This is a genomic window from Pseudomonas sp. GW823-FHT01D03 (assembly GCF_058798255.1).
In genome coordinates this window covers 4,995,791-5,012,213 of sequence record NZ_JBXAKK010000001.1, presented here as the reverse complement: position 1 = coordinate 5,012,213, position 16,423 = coordinate 4,995,791, and the positions used below count along the sequence as shown (strand labels likewise).

Below are 16,423 nucleotides of genomic sequence, written 5' to 3'. Positions count from 1 at the left end.
AACGAGTGTCTCTGATCGCTTCTGACCACTTCCGCATCGTTGTCGGCCTCGGCAAGAGCGGCATGTCCCTGGTTCGCTTCCTGGCGAACCGGGGCGTGTCGTTTGCCGTCGCCGATACGCGGGACAATCCACCGGAACTGGCCACGCTCAAGCGTGACTATCCGCACGTGGAAGTGCGTTGTGGCGAGCTGGACGTCGAATTCCTGTGCCGTGCCGACGAGCTCTACGTGAGCCCCGGCCTGGCGCTGGCGACCCCGGCCCTGCAAGCCGCTGCAGCCCGTGGCGTGAAAATGGCCGGCGACATCGAGCTGTTCGCGCGCAACGCGCGGGCGCCGATCGTGGCCATCACCGGATCCAATGCGAAAAGCACCGTCACCACCCTGGTCGGCGAGATGGCGGCTGCGGCCGGCAAGCGCGTCGCGGTGGGCGGCAACCTCGGTACGCCAGCGCTGGAGTTGCTCAGCGATGACGTCGAGCTGTACGTGATGGAGCTGTCGAGCTTCCAGCTGGAAACCACCGATCAGCTCAACGCTGAAGTGGCCACCGTGCTGAACATCAGCGAAGACCACATGGACCGCTACAGTGGTCTGCCGGCGTATCACCTGGCCAAGCACCGGATCTTCCGTGGCGCGAAGCAGTTCGTGGTCAATCGTCAGGACGCACTCAGCCGTCCGCTGATCGGCGAGGGCCAGCCATGCTGGACCTTTGGTCTGAACAAACCGGATTTCAAGGCTTTCGGCCTGCGCGAGGAAGACGGCGAGAAATACCTGGCCTTCGAATTCCAGAACCTGATGCCGGTGCGCGAACTGAAAGTGCGCGGCGCGCACAACCAGGCCAATGCCCTCGCGGCGCTGGCGCTGGGGCATGCGGTCGGCCTTCCGTTCGACGCCATGCTTGATGCCCTGCGTAACTTCACCGGCCTCGAACACCGCTGCCAGTGGGTGCGGGATCTCGACGGCGTCGGTTATTACAACGATTCCAAGGCCACCAACGTCGGTGCTGCACTGGCCGCCATCGAAGGCCTGGGCGCGGACATCGACGGCAAGGTTGTGCTGATCGCCGGTGGTGACGGCAAGGGCGCCGAGTTCAACGATTTGCGCGATCCGGTAGCGGCCAACTGCCGCGCCGTGATCCTGATGGGCCGCGACTCCGACAAGATCGGCGAGGCTATCGGCGACGCCGTGCAGCTGATTCGCGCCACGTCGCTGGTCGACGCTGTCGCGCAATGCCGTGCGGTCGCCCAGCCGGGTGACGTGGTGCTGCTGTCGCCCGCCTGCGCCAGTTTCGACATGTTCAAGAATTACGAAGACCGTGGTCACCAGTTCGTCCGCGCTGTGGAGGATCTGGCATGAGCCTGCGCAATATCATCAAGCCGTACCCGTCGCCGATCATCACCGGCCGTGGCATCGACCTCGACTTCCCGATGCTCGCCGGCTGCCTGGCGCTGCTGGGCCTGGGCCTGATCATGATCGCCTCGGCCTCCACCGAAGTGGCGGCGGCGCAATCGGGCAGCGCGCTGTATTACATGATTCGCCACCTGATCTACGTGGCGCTGGGTCTGGGCGCCTGCATCGTTACCATGATGATTCCGATCGCCACCTGGCAGCGCCTGGGCTGGATGATGCTGATTGGCGCGTTCGGTCTGCTGGTGATGGTGATCATCCCGGGGATCGGCCGTGAAGTGAACGGATCGATGCGCTGGATCGGTTTCAGTTTCTTCAACGTGCAGCCGTCCGAGATCGCCAAGGTGTTTGTGGTGATCTACCTCGCCGGTTATCTGGTGCGTCGGCAGAAAGAAGTGCGCGAGAGCTGGATGGGCTTCTTCAAGCCGTTCATCGTGCTGCTGCCAATGGCGGGCCTGTTGCTGATGGAGCCGGACTTCGGTGCCACCGTGGTAATGATGGGGGCCGCTGCAGCGATGCTGTTCCTTGGCGGGGTCGGGCTGTTCCGCTTCTCGCTGATGGTGGTATTGGCCGTCGGGGCCGTGGTGCTGCTGATTCAGATGCAGCCGTACCGGATGGCACGTCTGACCAACTTCGCCGACCCGTGGGCCGACCAGTTCGGCGCCGGTTATCAATTGTCGCAGGCGTTGATCGCCTTCGGTCGCGGTGAGTGGCTCGGCGTTGGCCTGGGCAACAGCGTGCAGAAACAGTTCTACCTGCCTGAAGCGCACACCGACTTCGTGTTCTCGGTGCTTGCCGAAGAGCTGGGCGCCGTCGGTTCGCTGTGCACCGTCGCGCTGTTCGTCTTCGTGTGTATTCGCGGCATGTACATCGGTTTGTGGGCCGAGAAGGCCAAACAGTTCTTCGCCGCTTATGTGGCTTACGGTCTGTCGTTCCTGTGGATCGGTCAGTTCCTGATCAACATCGGGGTGAACGTCGGTCTGCTGCCGACTAAGGGCCTGACCCTGCCGTTCCTCAGTTACGGCGGCAGTTCCCTGGTGATCTGCTGCGCCTGCCTTGGCTTGTTGCTGAGGATCGAGTGGGAGAGTCGAACCCACCTGGGCAGTGAAGAGATGGAGTTCCATGAGAGCGACTTCGCCGAGGAGCCGAACCATGGGCGCTAACGTATTGATCATGGCCGGCGGCACCGGCGGCCACGTGTTCCCGGCATTGTCCTGTGCCCGCGAATTCCAGGCGCGTGGCTACACCGTGCACTGGCTCGGCACCCCACGCGGGATCGAAAACGAACTGGTGCCGGCTGCAGGTCTTGAACTGCATCGCATCAATGCCACCGGGTTGCGTGGCAAGGGCAAGCTGTCGCTGCTCAAGGCACCGTTCATGTTGCTCAAGTCGGTGTGGCAGGCGCGGGCGGTGATTCGCAAGCTGCGTCCAGTCTGCGTGGTCGGCTTCGGTGGTTATGTGACCGGGCCTGGCGGGATTGCCGCGAAACTGGCCGGTGTGCCGGTGATCGTTCACGAGCAGAACGCCGTGGCCGGCACCGCCAATCGGTTGCTGGTGCCGTTCGCCGCCCGGGTGTGTGAAGCATTCCCCGACACCTTTACTCTGTCGGACACCCGCCGTACCACCGGAAACCCGGTGCGCAGCGAGCTGTTCCTCGAAACATCGCGACCAGCCCTGGCCGGTCGCAAAGCGCGTTTGCTGATCCTCGGCGGAAGCCTGGGCGCAGAACCGTTGAACAAGTTGCTGCCTGAAGCCCTGGCGCAAGTCCCTGCCGATTTGCGCCCGGAAGTGTTTCATCAGGCCGGCAAAAACCACGATGAAGTGACTGCAGAGCGCTACCGCGCCGCCGGCGTGGATGCGCAGGTGCAGCCGTTCATCAAAGACATGGCCCAGGCCTATGGCTGGGCTGACCTGGTGGTGTGCCGCGCTGGCGCGCTGACCATCAGTGAGCTGGCTGCCGTTGGTCTGCCCTCGATGCTGGTGCCTTTGCCCCACGCGATCGACGATCACCAGACCCGCAACGCCGATTATTTGGCCCGTGAAGGCGCAGCCTTCGTGATGCCGCAAAGAACGACTGGTGCCGCGGATCTTGCCGCGCGCCTGACAGAGGTCTTGATGCAACCGCAACGACTCGAAGAAATGGCCCAAGCGGCCCGCCGTCTGGCCAAACCCGATGCCACCCGTAGCGTGGTCGATACCTGCCTGGAGGTGGCCCATGGTTGAGAATCAGAAAGCCATGCCGCAACCGGAAATGCGCCGCATCCGTCGCATCCACTTCGTCGGTATCGGCGGCGTGGGCATGTGCGGCATCGCTGAAGTGTTGTTGAACCTGGGCTATGAAGTGTCCGGTTCCGACCTGAAAGCTTCGCCGGTGACCGAGCGTCTGGAATCGTTCGGTGCGCACATCTATATCGGCCACCGCGCTGAAAACGCTGCGACCGCCGACGTGCTGGTGGTCTCGAGCGCCGTCAACACCTCCAACCCGGAAGTGGCGACCGCTCTTGAGCGTCGTATCCCGGTGGTACCGCGTGCCGAGATGCTCGCCGAGCTGATGCGCTATCGCCACGGCATCGCCGTCGCCGGTACTCATGGCAAAACCACTACTACCAGCCTGATCGCTTCGGTGTTCGCCGCTGGTGGCCTCGATCCGACGTTCGTCATCGGTGGTCGTCTGAATGCCGCGGGCACCAATGCCCAACTCGGCACCAGCCGCTACCTGATCGCCGAAGCCGACGAAAGCGACGCCAGTTTCCTGCACCTGCAACCGCTGGTAGCGGTAGTGACCAACATCGACGCCGACCACATGGCGACCTACGACGGTGACTTCAACAAACTGAAGAAAACCTTCGTCGAGTTCCTGCACAACCTGCCGTTTTACGGTTTGGCGGTGATGTGCCTGGACGATCCGGTGGTGCGTGAAATCCTGCCATTGGTCAAGCGTCCGACCGTGACCTACGGCTTCAGCGAAGACGCCGACGTGCGCGCGATCAATGTGCGCCAGCAAGGCATGCAGACCTTCTTCACTGTGCTACGCCCGGATCGCGAGCCGCTCGATGTGTCGGTGAACATGCCGGGCAACCACAACGTGCTCAACTCGCTGGCGACCATCTGCATCGCCACCGACGAAGGCGTCAGCGACGAAGCCATCGTCCAGGGCCTGTCCGGGTTCCAGGGCGTTGGCCGACGTTTCCAGGTTTACGGCGAACTGCCGGTGGACGGCGGCAACGTGATGCTGGTCGACGACTACGGTCACCACCCGACCGAAGTCGCCGCGGTGATCAAAGCCGTGCGCGGTGGCTGGCCGGAGCGCCGTCTGGTGATGGTCTACCAGCCGCACCGTTATAGCCGCACCCGTGACCTGTACGACGACTTCGTCAATGTACTGGCCGACGCCAACGTGCTGCTGCTGATGGAAGTCTATCCGGCCGGCGAAGAGCCGATCCCGGGCGCGGACAGCCGCAAGCTGTGCAACAGCATCCGCCAGCGCGGTCAGCTCGACCCGATCTACATCGAGCGCGGTGTCGACCTCGCGCCGCTGGTCAAACCACTGCTGCGTGCCGGCGACATCCTGCTGTGCCAGGGCGCCGGGGATATCGGCGGTCTCGCGCCGAAGCTGTTGAAAAGTGAATTGTTCGCCGGCGCCGTGGCCGCGTCGGTCGAGGGGAAGTTGAAATGACTGCTGCCTACGCCAACCTGTTCTCCACCATCGCGCCGAAAGACTTCGGCCGTGTCGCCGTGCTGTTCGGTGGCATGAGTGCCGAGCGTGAGGTTTCGCTGAAATCCGGTAATGCTGTGCTCGACGCGCTGCAAAGTGCGGGCGTGGACGCGTTCGGGATCGACGTCGGCGAGGATTTTCTGCAGCGTCTGCTGAACGAAAAGATCGACCGCGCGTTCATCATTCTCCACGGTCGTGGCGGTGAAGACGGCTCCATGCAGGGCCTGCTCGAATGCGCCGGCATTCCGTACACCGGCAGTGGCATTCTCGCTTCGGCACTGGCGATGGATAAACTGCGCACCAAGCAGGTCTGGCACAGCCTCGGGATTCCGACGCCGCGTCACGCCGTGCTGTGCAGCGAAGCCGATTGTATTTCCGCGGCGACGGAACTGGGCTTCCCTTTGATCGTCAAACCGGCGCATGAAGGTTCAAGTATCGGGATGGCCAAAGTGAGTTCTGCGTCCGAGTTGATCGACGCATGGAAAGCGGCCAGTACCTACGATTCGCAAGTCTTGGTTGAGCAATGGATTCAAGGTCCGGAGTTCACCATCGCCACCCTGCGTGACCAGGTGTTGCCTCCTATCGCCCTGGGTACACCGCACACGTTCTACGACTACGACGCCAAGTACATCGCCAACGATACCCAGTACCGCATTCCGTGCGGGCTGGATGCCGCCAAGGAACAGGAACTCATGGATCTCACGGCCAAGGCCTGTGAGGCGCTGGGTATTGCCGGTTGGGGCAGGGCGGACGTGATGCAGGACGCCGACGGGCAGTTCTGGTTCCTGGAAGTGAACACCGCACCGGGCATGACCGATCACAGCCTGGTGCCGATGGCGGCCCGTGCTGCCGGTCTGGACTTCCAGCAACTGGTTCTGGCCATTCTGGCCGCCAGTGTTGAAGGCTCCGGTAATACAGAGGCGCGAGGTTAAGACCATGCAAGGCGCTCATCTCAGACATCAGCCACCCGCACCCGGCCGCAAGCCGGTGCCGCGGGGTGCCAGCCGAATGGTGGCCAAAGAGCCGATGTCCGCGCGCCTGCCGAAAGCCAATTTCGGCTTTCTGAAAAGCCTGTTCTGGCCTGTGCTGCTGGTGGCGCTCGGGTTCGGTACCTACGAAGGCGCACAGCGTTTGCTGCCGTACGCCGATCGGCCGATCACCAAGATCGCCGTGCAGGGCGACCTGAGCTACATCAGTCAGCAAGCGGTGCAGCAGCGAATCGCCCCATACGTGGCGTCGAGCTTCTTCACCATCGACCTGGCCGGGATGCGTACCGAGCTTGAGCAGATGCCGTGGATCGCCCACGCCGAAGTACGCCGGGTGTGGCCGGACCAAGTGGTGATCCGCCTCGAAGAGCAACTGCCGGTGGCCCGTTGGGGCGACGAGTCGCTGCTGAACAACCAGGGCCAGGCGTTCACGCCGAAGGAACTGGCGAACTACGAACACCTGCCACAGCTGTTCGGCCCACAACGGGCCCAGCAGCAGGTGATGCAGCAGTATCAGGTGCTGAGCCAGATGCTCCGGCCGCTGGGCTTCTCGATCGCGCGCCTGGAACTGCGTGAACGTGGCAGCTGGTTCCTGACCACCGGTGCCGGCAGCTCCGGCCCCGGCATCGAGTTGCTGTTGGGACGCGGCAACCTGGTGGAAAAGATGCGCCGCTTCATTGCCATCTATGACAAGACGCTTAAAGACCAGATTACGAACATTGCGCGCATCGATCTGCGCTACGCCAACGGCCTTGCTGTTGGCTGGCGGGAACCAGTAGCGCCGACGACAGCCCAACCCGCTGTCGCAAAGAATTAAGAAGAGGCAGGACCCATGGCAAACGTGCAAAGCGGCAAAATGATCGTCGGTCTGGATATCGGCACCTCCAAGGTGGTGGCGCTGGTAGGCGAGGTCGCGGACGACGGCACGCTGGAAATCGTCGGTATCGGTACTCACCCGTCCCGCGGCCTGAAGAAGGGCGTGGTGGTGAACATCGAGTCCACCGTGCAATCGATCCAGCGCGCGATCGAAGAAGCCCAACTGATGGCGGGCTGCCGCATTCACTCGGCGTTCGTCGGCGTGGCCGGCAATCACATCCGCAGTCTGAACTCCCACGGCATCGTGGCGATTCGTGACCGCGAAGTGAGCTCGGCTGACCTGGAGCGCGTACTCGACGCCGCCCAGGCCGTGGCGATCCCGGCTGACCAGCGCGTGCTGCACACCCTGCCGCAGGATTACGTGATCGATAACCAGGAAGGCGTGCGCGAGCCTCTGGGCATGTCCGGCGTTCGTCTGGAAGCCAAGGTTCACGTGGTCACCTGCGCCGTCAACGCCGCCCAGAACATTGAAAAGTGCGTGCGTCGCTGCGGTCTGGAAATCGACGACATCATTCTCGAGCAACTGGCCTCGGCCTACTCGGTACTGACCGACGACGAAAAAGAGCTGGGCGTGTGCCTGGTCGACATCGGCGGCGGCACCACCGACATCGCGATCTTCACCGAAGGCGCGATCCGCCACACCGCGGTGATCCCGATTGCCGGTGATCAGGTGACCAACGACATCGCCATGGCGTTGCGCACCCCGACCCAGTACGCCGAAGAGATCAAGATCCGCTACGCCTGCGCCCTGGCCAAACTGGCCGGTGCCGGCGAAACCATCAAGGTGCCGAGCGTGGGCGACCGTCCACCGCGCGAACTGTCGCGTCAGGCCCTGGCCGAAGTGGTCGAGCCGCGTTACGACGAACTGTTCACCCTGATCCAGGCAGAGCTGCGCCGCAGCGGCTACGAAGACCTGATCCCGGCGGGCATCGTCCTGACCGGCGGTACCTCGAAGATGGAAGGCGCCACCGAACTGGCCGAAGAAATCTTCCACATGCCGGTGCGCCTGGGTGTGCCGCATGGCGTGAAGGGCCTGGATGACGTGGTGCGCAACCCGATTTATTCCACTGGCGTTGGCTTGTTGATGTACGGCCTGCAGAAGCAGTCCGACGGGATCTCGTTCTCGGGCATCGGCAGCCGCGACAGCTACAGCAACGAGGAGCCACAGGCGCCGTTGCTGGACCGATTGAAGAAGTGGGTTCAAGGCAACTTCTAAAGCTTTACCGCAACACCGCTACAAAAATGCAGTAGGCGAAAAAACTAGAGAATGTAAGGAGAGGGAAAATGTTCGAACTCGTAGACAACATCCCCGCAAGCCCGGTAATCAAAGTTATCGGTGTTGGCGGTGGCGGCGGCAACGCTGTCAACCACATGGTCAAGAGCAACATCGAAGGCGTCGAATTCATCTGCGCCAACACTGATGCTCAAGCGCTGAAAAACATCGGCGCGCGCACCATCCTGCAACTGGGCACCGGCGTGACCAAAGGTCTGGGCGCTGGCGCCAACCCTGAAGTAGGTCGTCAGGCCGCTCTCGAAGACCGTGAGCGCATTGCCGAAGTCCTGCAGGGCACCAACATGGTGTTCATCACCACTGGCATGGGCGGCGGTACCGGTACCGGTGCTGCACCGATCATCGCCGAAGTGGCCAAGGAAATGGGCATCCTGACCGTTGCGGTCGTGACCCGTCCGTTCCCGTTCGAAGGCCGCAAGCGTATGCAGATCGCCGACGAAGGCATCCGCATGCTCTCCGAAAGCGTCGACTCGTTGATCACTATTCCCAACGAGAAGCTGCTGACCATCCTCGGTAAAGACGCAAGCCTGCTGTCGGCTTTCGCCAAGGCTGACGACGTACTGGCCGGTGCCGTTCGCGGTATCTCCGACATCATCAAGCGTCCGGGCATGATCAACGTCGACTTCGCCGACGTGCGTACCGTGATGAGCGAAATGGGCATGGCGATGATGGGCACTGGCTGCGCCAGCGGTCCGAACCGTGCACGTGAAGCGACCGAAGCGGCCATCCGCAACCCGCTGCTGGAAGACGTGAACCTGCAAGGTGCACGCGGCATCCTGGTGAACATCACCGCCGGCCCTGACCTGTCCCTGGGTGAGTACTCCGACGTGGGTAGCATCATCGAAGCCTTCGCTTCCGAGCACGCGATGGTCAAGGTCGGTACCGTTATCGATCCGGACATGCGCGACGAACTACACGTCACCGTGGTTGCCACCGGTCTGGGCGCGAAAATCGAGAAGCCTGTGAAGGTCATCGACAACACCGTTCACACCTCCATGGCTGCCGCTCAGGTTCAACAACCGGCTCCTGCGCGTCAGGAAGCTCCGGCGGTGAACTACCGTGACCTGGACCGTCCGACCGTCATGCGCAACCAGGCTCAGGCCGGTGCTGCGACTGCCGCGAAGATGAACCCGCAGGACGATCTGGATTACCTGGACATCCCGGCATTCCTGCGTCGTCAGGCCGATTGATGGAATGTATCAGGGCTATGACGGTGATTGGTGTTCAGCAAAGGCTCGGTCTGCTATTATCGCCAGCCTTTGTTGATACCAGTTCGCAATTTGCGCTGAAGCGGCCCAAGCCATGATTAAACAACGCACACTGAAAAATATTATCCGTGCCACAGGTGTAGGCCTGCATTCCGGGGAGAAGGTCTACCTGACCCTCAAGCCTGCGCCTGTCGACACTGGCATTGTGTTTTGTCGCGCTGACCTCGACCCTGTGGTGCAGATTCCTGCCCGCGCGGAAAACGTCGGTGAAACCACTATGTCGACGACGCTGATCAACGGCGACGTCAAAGTGGACACGGTAGAGCACTTGCTCTCGGCCATGGCTGGCCTGGGCATCGATAACGCCTACGTCGAGCTCTCCGCGTCCGAAGTCCCGATCATGGATGGCAGCGCTGGACCGTTCGTATTCCTGATTCAATCGGCTGGCCTGGAAGAGCAGGACGCCGCCAAGAAATTCATCCGCATCCTGCGTGAAGTGACAGTGGAAGACGGCGACAAGCGCGCCACTTTCGTCCCTTTCGAAGGGTTCAAGGTGAGCTTCGAGATCGACTTCGATCACCCGGTTTTCCGGGACCGCACCCAAAGTGCAAGCGTGGATTTTTCCAGCACTTCGTTCGTAAAAGAAGTCAGCCGCGCCCGTACTTTCGGTTTCATGAGTGATATCGAGTACCTGCGCAAGCACAACCTCGCACTCGGCGGCAGCGTTGAAAACGCGATCGTGGTGGATTCCGATGGTGTACTGAACGAAGACGGCCTTCGCTACGAAGACGAGTTCGTGAAGCACAAGATCCTCGATGCGATTGGCGACCTGTACCTGCTGGGTAACAGCCTGATTGGTGAGTTCAAAGGCTTCAAGTCCGGTCATGCACTGAACAACCAGCTGCTGCGCAAGTTGATTGAGCAGACAGATGCGTGGGAAGTCGTGACGTTCGAAGACGCCAGCACCGCACCAATCTCTTACATGCGCCCGGTTGCGGCAGTGTAAGTAAAAAACCTCTCTAGTTTTTTGAAGGCCATCCTCGGATGGCCTTTTTTTATGCCTTGAATTTGATGTTGCCTGTTCAGGCCTCTTCGCGAGCAAGCCCGCTCCCATTTTTTGGAATGCGGTCCCCTGTGGGAGCGGGCTTGCTCGCGAAGAGGCCAGTTCAATCGCCGAAAAAATCAGCCAGCCACTACTACCCGGTTGCGCCCACCTTCTTTGGCCTGATACAGCGCCTTGTCCGCCGCAAACAGCAGTTGCTCCAGCGACATCTCGACCACCGCCGTCCAGGTGCTGATGCCGATACTGACGGTCATCGCCACATCCGCGCCCTCCACCCTCGGCATCTGCTCCACCGCCTGACGAATATGCCCGGCAATCTGCTGTGCACCATGGCCATCGGTCTCGGCGAGGATCACCGAGAACTCTTCGCCGCCGTAACGGGCGACCAGATCCGCCGGTCGTCGCACGTTCGCCGTAATCACCTTGGCCAATTCACGCAACGCCTGATCACCGGCCTGATGCCCATGCCGGTCGTTGAAGGCCTTGAAGTGGTCGGCATCGATCATCATCACCGACAGCGACTTGCCCGAGCGCTGGGCGCGGAACCATTCGTGGCGCAGCGCCTGATCGAGCATCCGCCGGTTGGCCACGCCGGTCAGCGCATCGGTGGCGGCCAGTAGCGCCAGTTCGCGTTCGGCGCGCTGGCGCAGGCGCAGCTCACGGGCGAGCAGCCAGGTCAGCCACAGCAGCCCGGCGCACAGCACGCCGGTGGCGCCGCTGATCAACAGCGCGGTGCGGCGCCAAGTGCCGAACACCTCATCACTGGACAGCGCGACCATAACCGTCAACGGCAGATTGCCGACCCGCGAGTAGGTGTAGAGCCGTTGCTGATGATCCATGCTCGAGGTGCTGGTGAAACTGCCACTGCCGTCCTTGTCGCCGAGAATCCGCACCACGTTGGGCCGGTTGCCGAAACTCTTGCCGATGGAATCGCTTTGCAGGTACGGCTTCTGCGCAAGCAGGATGCCGTCGCTGTTGATGATGTTCAGCGTGCTGCCTTTGCCGATGTCGAGGCTGTTGAACAGTTGATCGAAGTAGTCGAGTTTCATCGAGGCCACGGCCACGCCGGCGAATTCGCCGGTGTCCGAGGAAATCCGCCGACTGAAGCTGATGCGCCATTGATTGGCTTCGTCGCAATCGCAGCGGGTCTTGAACGGGCGGCTGATAAACATGCCGGTATCGCGGTTGAAGGCGTGGGCGAGGAAGTAATCGCGGTCGGCAAAGTTGCCTGGCTTGGGTTCGATACGGGATGAGTCGGCGACCACATCGCCTTGCTTGTCGAGCAGCAGGATGTCGCCCTTGAAGCGTGCGGTGGTCGAGCGGTCGAACAGTGCCAGATGGCGGATCTGCGGGGTGACGTAGCGCAAGTCGTCGCGTTGCGCGGCGGCGATCAGGCCTTGCAGGGTCAAGTCGTACAACTCGACCGTGCGCAAGACATCGGCGTCGATGAGCTGGGCGATGGTGGTGGCACTGCGGGTGGCCGATTCCTGAGCGTTGGCGTGCTCACGAATCAGCAGAAAGGTGACGATGCACAGAATCGCGATCACGGTCAGCGTACTGCCGCAGATCAGCAGCAATTCGGGGCGTCCGGTCTTGCCCGCCAGAGGTGGGGTACGGCTCGCGATCATGATGGGGGCTGTCGGTTGAGAGGATCTTATTAGCGTAGTTGCATGAAGTCAGTGACGGTATTCCATTGTGGGAGCGGGCTTGCTCGCGAATGCGCCGTGTCATTCAACATGGATGTCAACTGATGCAGCGCATTCGCGAGCAAGCCCGCTCCCACAGGGTACATCTCTCAATTCAAGACCGTGGTGCAGGGGGATCTTAGAAGACGTTGATCGGGTAGTCGACAATCACCCGGTATTCATCGGTGTCCGTATCGATCGCGCCGTAGCCGTTGCCACCCCGGTTGGTCGCCCATTGCAGGCGTACCGCGAGGTCTTTCGCCTGGCCGCTCTGCACCACGTATTTCAGATCAAGATCGCGTTCCCAGTGCTTGGCGTTGCGACCGTCGGCGCTGTACCACGAAGCATAGCCCTTGCTGTGCGGATCGACCTTGGTCAGGTCCACGGTGCCACGCGAATAGGAGACCGCCGAAGTCAGGCCCGGCAAGCCGAGACCGGCGAAGTCGTAGGCGTACTTGAGCTTCCACGAGCGCTCGTTCGGGCCGTTGAAGTCCGAGTACTGCTGCGAGTTATCGAGGTAAACGCTGTCGCCCTGGCTGATGTAGTCGAACGGCGTGTTGCCGTTCACGCGCTGGTACGCAGCCGTGACGCTGTGGTTGCCGATGCCGACGGTGAAATGCAGGCTGTAGGTGTTGTTGTCGATGTCGCCCAGCAGCGCGTCGCCGGTGTCCTGCGTGTGATAGAAGTGCAGGCCCGGGTTGAGGCTGACCAGATCGTTCAACTGCCAGGTGTAGTCGAGGTCGTAGTAGTACTGGTTCCAGATGTCCTTGAGCTCGGCGGCGTACAGATTGCTGGTCAGGCCTTCGACGCCGCTCCAGGACACGCCGGCCCAGTTCAGGTGGCGGCTTTCGTCGCCCTCGGCGAGTTTGCCGTAGGACGTGCCGATGCGCTGGCGACCGCTCTGGTTGTACGGCTTGGTGAAACTGGCCTGGCCACCTTCGAACATCCAGCCGTCGAAACTGTGGTTGGTCAGACTGACGCCACGGAAGGTCTGCGGCAGCATGCGCGAATCACCGCCGGCAATCACCGGGTTGGTGAGGAACAGGTCACCGGCCTTCAGCTCGGTATCGAACGCGCGCATTTTCAACGTGCCGCCCGCGGTCGAGAACGAACCCGGCGCTTTGCCGTTGCCATCGCTGATCGGCAGGATGCTCGAGCCATCGGTACCGCCACCACCGTCGAGCTTCAGCCCGAGCATGGCGTGGGCATCGATGCCGAAGCCGACCGTGCCTTCGGTGTAACCTGACTGGAAGATCCCGAGAAAACCCTGGCCCCACTCGATGTTGTCGTCCGTCTGCTGCAGACGGTTGCGATTCATGTAGTAGTTGCGAGCGTTGAGGTTGAGGCTCGAACCTTCGACGAAACCTTCCCTGGCGGCTTCGTCGGCATGGGCGGCGGGGGCAATCGTTGCGGCAATTGCAATGAACAGCGGGGTGAAGCGGACTGGGTAACGCACTTGCGATGGAGCTCCTTGGGTCAACTGACACTTCAATGTCTTGAGGTGCGGGATATTTCTTGTTTTTTACAGACGAACCAAACGGCTTTCAGACCACAACGAAAAAAGGCCGCTGAAAGGCAGCGGCCTGGAAGGACGACGGTTGAACGGGAAGAGCCAAACAACCGCGTCGAGGGAAATGTTTCGCGGTGCGCGACTCAGCTGTCTTTCTCGGATGCTTGAGCCTGGGAAGTGGCGGCTTGAGGGGCTTGCGAGGCGTCCTGCGACTTGACCATCACTTCTGCCTGAGACTGCTCGAAGGCGTGAGCACGAGCGGCATTCTGCGCTACGAACGCTTGCGATTCTTCAGCCATCGCCATCGGCGACAGGATCAATGAGGACAAAACGAAAGCGCTGGCAATACCCATACTGTTGGACATCTGGAAAACCTTCTTGCTTGGCAAGTGCTGTTTGGTGCGGGCAAAGATAAGGTTGCCGGGCGTTGGGAAACAGCGTGATTTTCATAAATGACTGTTACAGCAGAAGCAAAGATCAATCACGGGTGAACGCCATTCCTTGTGGCGAGGGGATTCATCCCCGATGGGCTGCGAAGCAGCCCTCAATCCTTTGTACTGGTTGTGTCAGGAAGATCGCGATTGCTGATTTTGGGGTCGCTTCGCAACCCATCGGGGATGAATCCCCTCGCCACAGGGGACTTTAATCAGCGATTAAACGGGGAGGTGGATGCCGAAGGTATTCATCCCCCGATCACTGCGCACAAACACATCCCCACCATGCATCAACGCAATCGCCTTGACGATCGCCAGCCCCAATCCATGGTTGTTGCCGCTGTTGCTGCGCGAGGCATCGACCCGGTAGAAGCGCTCGAACAATCGCGGCAAGTGCTCGCTGGCAATCGGCGAGCCCGGGTTGGCCACGCCGATGCTGACCTGATGCTCTTCAACTTCGATGCGCACCTCGATCACCTTGCCCGGCTCGGTGTGCTGCACGGCGTTGCTCAGCAGATTGATCAGTGCCCGACGCAGATGCGCGATCTCGATGCTCACCTGCGCATCGCCACTCACGTGCACCTGCACTTGCGCATCTTCGAGGATGAAATCCAGGTACTCCAGCGTGGTCGCGACTTCATCGGCCAAAGAAGTCTCGGTCAGTTTGGTGGCCTTGCTGCCCTGATCGGCGCTGGCCAGAAACAGCATGTCGTTGATGATCGAACGCAGGCGTTCCAGCTCTTCGAGGTTCGATTGCAGCACTTCGAAATAGTGTTCGGCGGAGCGCCCGCGGGTCAGCGCGACCTGGGTCTGACCGATCAGGTTGGTCAATGGCGAGCGCAGCTCATGGGCGACGTCGGCGTTGAACGATTCCAGGCGCGAATAGGCCTGTTCGACCCGCTCCAGGGTTGAGTTGAACGAGTCGACAAACTGTTCCAGCTCCGGCGGCAAGGGTGACATGCGCAGGCGTCCGGCCCGCAGTGGCGGTGCCAGGCGCTGGGCCTCATGGGACAGTTTGATCAGCGGTTTGAGGCCGATCCGCGCCACCCAATACCCCAGCGCCGACGCCAGCAGCACACCGATAATCGCCAGGCTGACCAAGGCGATCAGCAGGTTGTGCTGAGTCTCGTGGAAGGTTTCGGTGTTGATGCCGATCATGAAGCGCAGGGGTGGGCGTTGATCCTTGGCCGGCAGTTCGGTCAGCAGCACTTTCAGCGGATAGGGATGGTCGGGCAACTGCAGGTCATGCATGCCCGTCGGGCCGTTGGCGAAGGCGCGGATCCGCGCGTCCGGCGCGCCGTACTCGTAACCGGGATCGCCGCTGACCACCCAGAAACGGATGCGCTTGTCCTCTTCGCCGAGCAGCTTGAGCTTGGCGTTGATCTTCACCCAATGCTCGGGGGTGCCATAACGATTGAGGGCCGATTCGAGCACGCTGTAACGCGCGTCCAGCTCGGCTTCCGGCAGCAGGCCCAGGCCCTTGTCGACCTGCTGATACAACGCGCCGCCGATCAACAGAAACACCAGCAGCGCCACCAGGGTGAACATGCCACTCAGGCGCAGGGCAATCGAGTTACTGGACACCACGGCTCTCCAGCACATACCCCATGCCGCGAATGGTGTGCAGCAGTTTCTCGTCGAACGGCCCGTCGAGCTTGGCGCGCAGACGCTTGATCGCGACTTCGACGACATTCGCGTCGCTGTCGAAATTGATGTCCCAGACCATCTCGGCAATCGCGGTTTTTGAGAGAATTTCACCTTGTCGGCGTGCCAGCACGCTCAGCAGCGAAAACTCTTTGGCGGTCAGATCCAGCCGGGTGCCGGCGCGGGTCGCCTTGCGGCTGATAAGGTCGATCCACAGGTCGGCGATGCTCACTTGCACCGGTTCATGACCGCCGCTGCGCCGGGTCAGCGCCTGCAGGCGGGCCACCAGTTCCAGAAAGGAAAACGGCTTGCCGAGGTAATCGTCGGCGCCGTCACGCAGGCCCCTGATTCGGTCTTCGACGCGCTCGCGGGCGGTGAGCATGATCACCGGGGTCTGCTTGCGCGCACGCAATGCGCGCAACACGCCGAAACCATCCAGGCCCGGCAACATGACGTCGAGGACGATCACCGCGTAGTCGCTTTCCAGCGCCAGATGCAGGCCTTCGACGCCGTCGCGGGCCAGGTCCACGGTGTAACCCTGTTCCGTCAGACCGCGGTGCAGATAGTCCGCGGTTTTTTCCTCGTCTTCGATAATCAGAACGCGCATG

At 61.5% G+C, this 16,423-nt stretch carries 14 protein-coding genes; 9 read left to right on the top strand and 5 right to left on the bottom strand.

Features of this window, described 5'->3' with window-relative positions:
• The first annotated feature begins 5 nt into the window (after positions 1–5).
• From murD to lpxC, 9 genes are all read left to right on the top strand, one after another.
• Positions 6–1,352 carry a UDP-N-acetylmuramoyl-L-alanine--D-glutamate ligase gene (gene murD, locus AC1RBR_RS22085; RefSeq protein ID WP_492566605.1) on the top strand — a complete coding sequence of 449 codons (1,347 nt, stop codon included), beginning with the start codon at positions 6–8 and terminating at the stop codon, positions 1,350–1,352.
• Positions 1,349–2,566 (top strand): putative lipid II flippase FtsW, encoded by a 1,218-nt coding sequence (ftsW, locus tag AC1RBR_RS22080; protein ID WP_047599228.1) that lies wholly within the window; start codon positions 1,349–1,351, stop codon positions 2,564–2,566. The genes murD and ftsW overlap by 4 nt, the downstream gene beginning before the upstream one ends.
• Complete coding sequence (murG, locus tag AC1RBR_RS22075; RefSeq protein ID WP_027612180.1) at positions 2,556–3,626, top strand: undecaprenyldiphospho-muramoylpentapeptide beta-N-acetylglucosaminyltransferase; 1,071 nt, start codon at positions 2,556–2,558, stop codon at positions 3,624–3,626. Before ftsW ends, murG begins: the two co-directional genes overlap by 11 nt.
• On the top strand, positions 3,619–5,079 hold the full coding sequence (murC, locus tag AC1RBR_RS22070) for a UDP-N-acetylmuramate--L-alanine ligase (RefSeq protein WP_007961634.1): 1,461 nt from the start codon (positions 3,619–3,621) through the stop codon (positions 5,077–5,079). The genes murG and murC overlap by 8 nt, the downstream gene beginning before the upstream one ends.
• A complete protein-coding gene (locus tag AC1RBR_RS22065) occupies positions 5,076–6,050 on the top strand; it encodes a D-alanine--D-alanine ligase (RefSeq protein WP_027612179.1) in 975 nt (324 codons plus the stop codon). The genes murC and AC1RBR_RS22065 overlap by 4 nt, the downstream gene beginning before the upstream one ends.
• A 4-nt stretch (positions 6,051–6,054) precedes the next feature.
• Positions 6,055–6,921 carry a cell division protein FtsQ/DivIB gene (locus tag AC1RBR_RS22060; protein WP_095136858.1) on the top strand — a complete coding sequence of 289 codons (867 nt, stop codon included), beginning with the start codon at positions 6,055–6,057 and terminating at the stop codon, positions 6,919–6,921.
• Positions 6,922–6,936: 15 nt separating this feature from the next.
• On the top strand, positions 6,937–8,196 hold the full coding sequence (gene ftsA, locus AC1RBR_RS22055; RefSeq protein ID WP_007989901.1) for a cell division protein FtsA: 1,260 nt from the start codon (positions 6,937–6,939) through the stop codon (positions 8,194–8,196).
• Positions 8,197–8,264: 68 nt separating this feature from the next.
• Positions 8,265–9,461, top strand: a complete 1,197-nt coding sequence (gene ftsZ, locus AC1RBR_RS22050) for a cell division protein FtsZ (protein ID WP_007961637.1) — start codon at positions 8,265–8,267, stop codon at positions 9,459–9,461.
• Positions 9,462–9,573: 112 nt separating this feature from the next.
• Positions 9,574–10,485, top strand: a complete 912-nt coding sequence (gene lpxC / locus AC1RBR_RS22045; protein WP_007961638.1) for a UDP-3-O-acyl-N-acetylglucosamine deacetylase — start codon at positions 9,574–9,576, stop codon at positions 10,483–10,485.
• A 176-nt stretch (positions 10,486–10,661) separates the two neighbouring features.
• On the opposite strand, the gene AC1RBR_RS22040 is transcribed toward lpxC, so the two are convergent.
• The 5 genes from AC1RBR_RS22040 to AC1RBR_RS22020 form a co-directional block, all read right to left on the bottom strand.
• Positions 10,662–12,170, bottom strand: a complete 1,509-nt coding sequence (locus tag AC1RBR_RS22040) for a sensor domain-containing diguanylate cyclase (protein WP_492566603.1) — start codon at positions 12,168–12,170, stop codon at positions 10,662–10,664.
• 196 nt (positions 12,171–12,366) lie between these two features.
• A complete protein-coding gene (locus tag AC1RBR_RS22035) occupies positions 12,367–13,683 on the bottom strand; it encodes an OprD family porin (RefSeq protein WP_456017898.1) in 1,317 nt (438 codons plus the stop codon).
• 197 nt (positions 13,684–13,880) lie between these two features.
• Positions 13,881–14,102: a hypothetical protein gene (locus tag AC1RBR_RS22030; RefSeq protein ID WP_115984428.1), complete on the bottom strand. Its 222-nt coding sequence runs from the start codon at positions 14,100–14,102 to the stop codon at positions 13,881–13,883.
• A gap of 288 nt (positions 14,103–14,390) precedes the next feature.
• Positions 14,391–15,755 carry a heavy metal sensor histidine kinase gene (locus tag AC1RBR_RS22025; protein WP_492566600.1) on the bottom strand — a complete coding sequence of 455 codons (1,365 nt, stop codon included), beginning with the start codon at positions 15,753–15,755 and terminating at the stop codon, positions 14,391–14,393.
• Positions 15,745–16,422 carry a heavy metal response regulator transcription factor gene (locus AC1RBR_RS22020; RefSeq protein WP_003228008.1) on the bottom strand — a complete coding sequence of 226 codons (678 nt, stop codon included), beginning with the start codon at positions 16,420–16,422 and terminating at the stop codon, positions 15,745–15,747. The genes AC1RBR_RS22025 and AC1RBR_RS22020 overlap by 11 nt, the downstream gene beginning before the upstream one ends.
• Between the last annotated feature and the right edge of the window lies 1 nt (position 16,423).

What these genes read in the sequence shown, in the direction of transcription:
- ftsW (WP_047599228.1), top strand. Translation starts at nt 1,349, where the DNA reads ATGAGCCTGCGCAATATCATCAAGCCGTACCCGTCGCCGATCATCACC.
- murG (WP_027612180.1), top strand. Translation starts at nt 2,556, where the DNA reads ATGGGCGCTAACGTATTGATCATGGCCGGCGGCACCGGCGGCCACGTG.
- murC (WP_007961634.1), top strand. Translation starts at nt 3,619, where the DNA reads ATGGTTGAGAATCAGAAAGCCATGCCGCAACCGGAAATGCGCCGCATC.
- AC1RBR_RS22065 (WP_027612179.1), top strand. Translation starts at nt 5,076, where the DNA reads ATGACTGCTGCCTACGCCAACCTGTTCTCCACCATCGCGCCGAAAGAC.
- AC1RBR_RS22060 (WP_095136858.1), top strand. Translation starts at nt 6,055, where the DNA reads ATGCAAGGCGCTCATCTCAGACATCAGCCACCCGCACCCGGCCGCAAG.
- ftsA (WP_007989901.1), top strand. Translation starts at nt 6,937, where the DNA reads ATGGCAAACGTGCAAAGCGGCAAAATGATCGTCGGTCTGGATATCGGC.
- ftsZ (WP_007961637.1), top strand. Translation starts at nt 8,265, where the DNA reads ATGTTCGAACTCGTAGACAACATCCCCGCAAGCCCGGTAATCAAAGTT.
- lpxC (WP_007961638.1), top strand. Translation starts at nt 9,574, where the DNA reads ATGATTAAACAACGCACACTGAAAAATATTATCCGTGCCACAGGTGTA.
- AC1RBR_RS22040 (WP_492566603.1), bottom strand. Translation starts at nt 12,170, where the DNA reads ATGATCGCGAGCCGTACCCCACCTCTGGCGGGCAAGACCGGACGCCCC.
- AC1RBR_RS22030 (WP_115984428.1), bottom strand. Translation starts at nt 14,102, where the DNA reads ATGTCCAACAGTATGGGTATTGCCAGCGCTTTCGTTTTGTCCTCATTG.
- AC1RBR_RS22020 (WP_003228008.1), bottom strand. Translation starts at nt 16,422, where the DNA reads ATGCGCGTTCTGATTATCGAAGACGAGGAAAAAACCGCGGACTATCTG.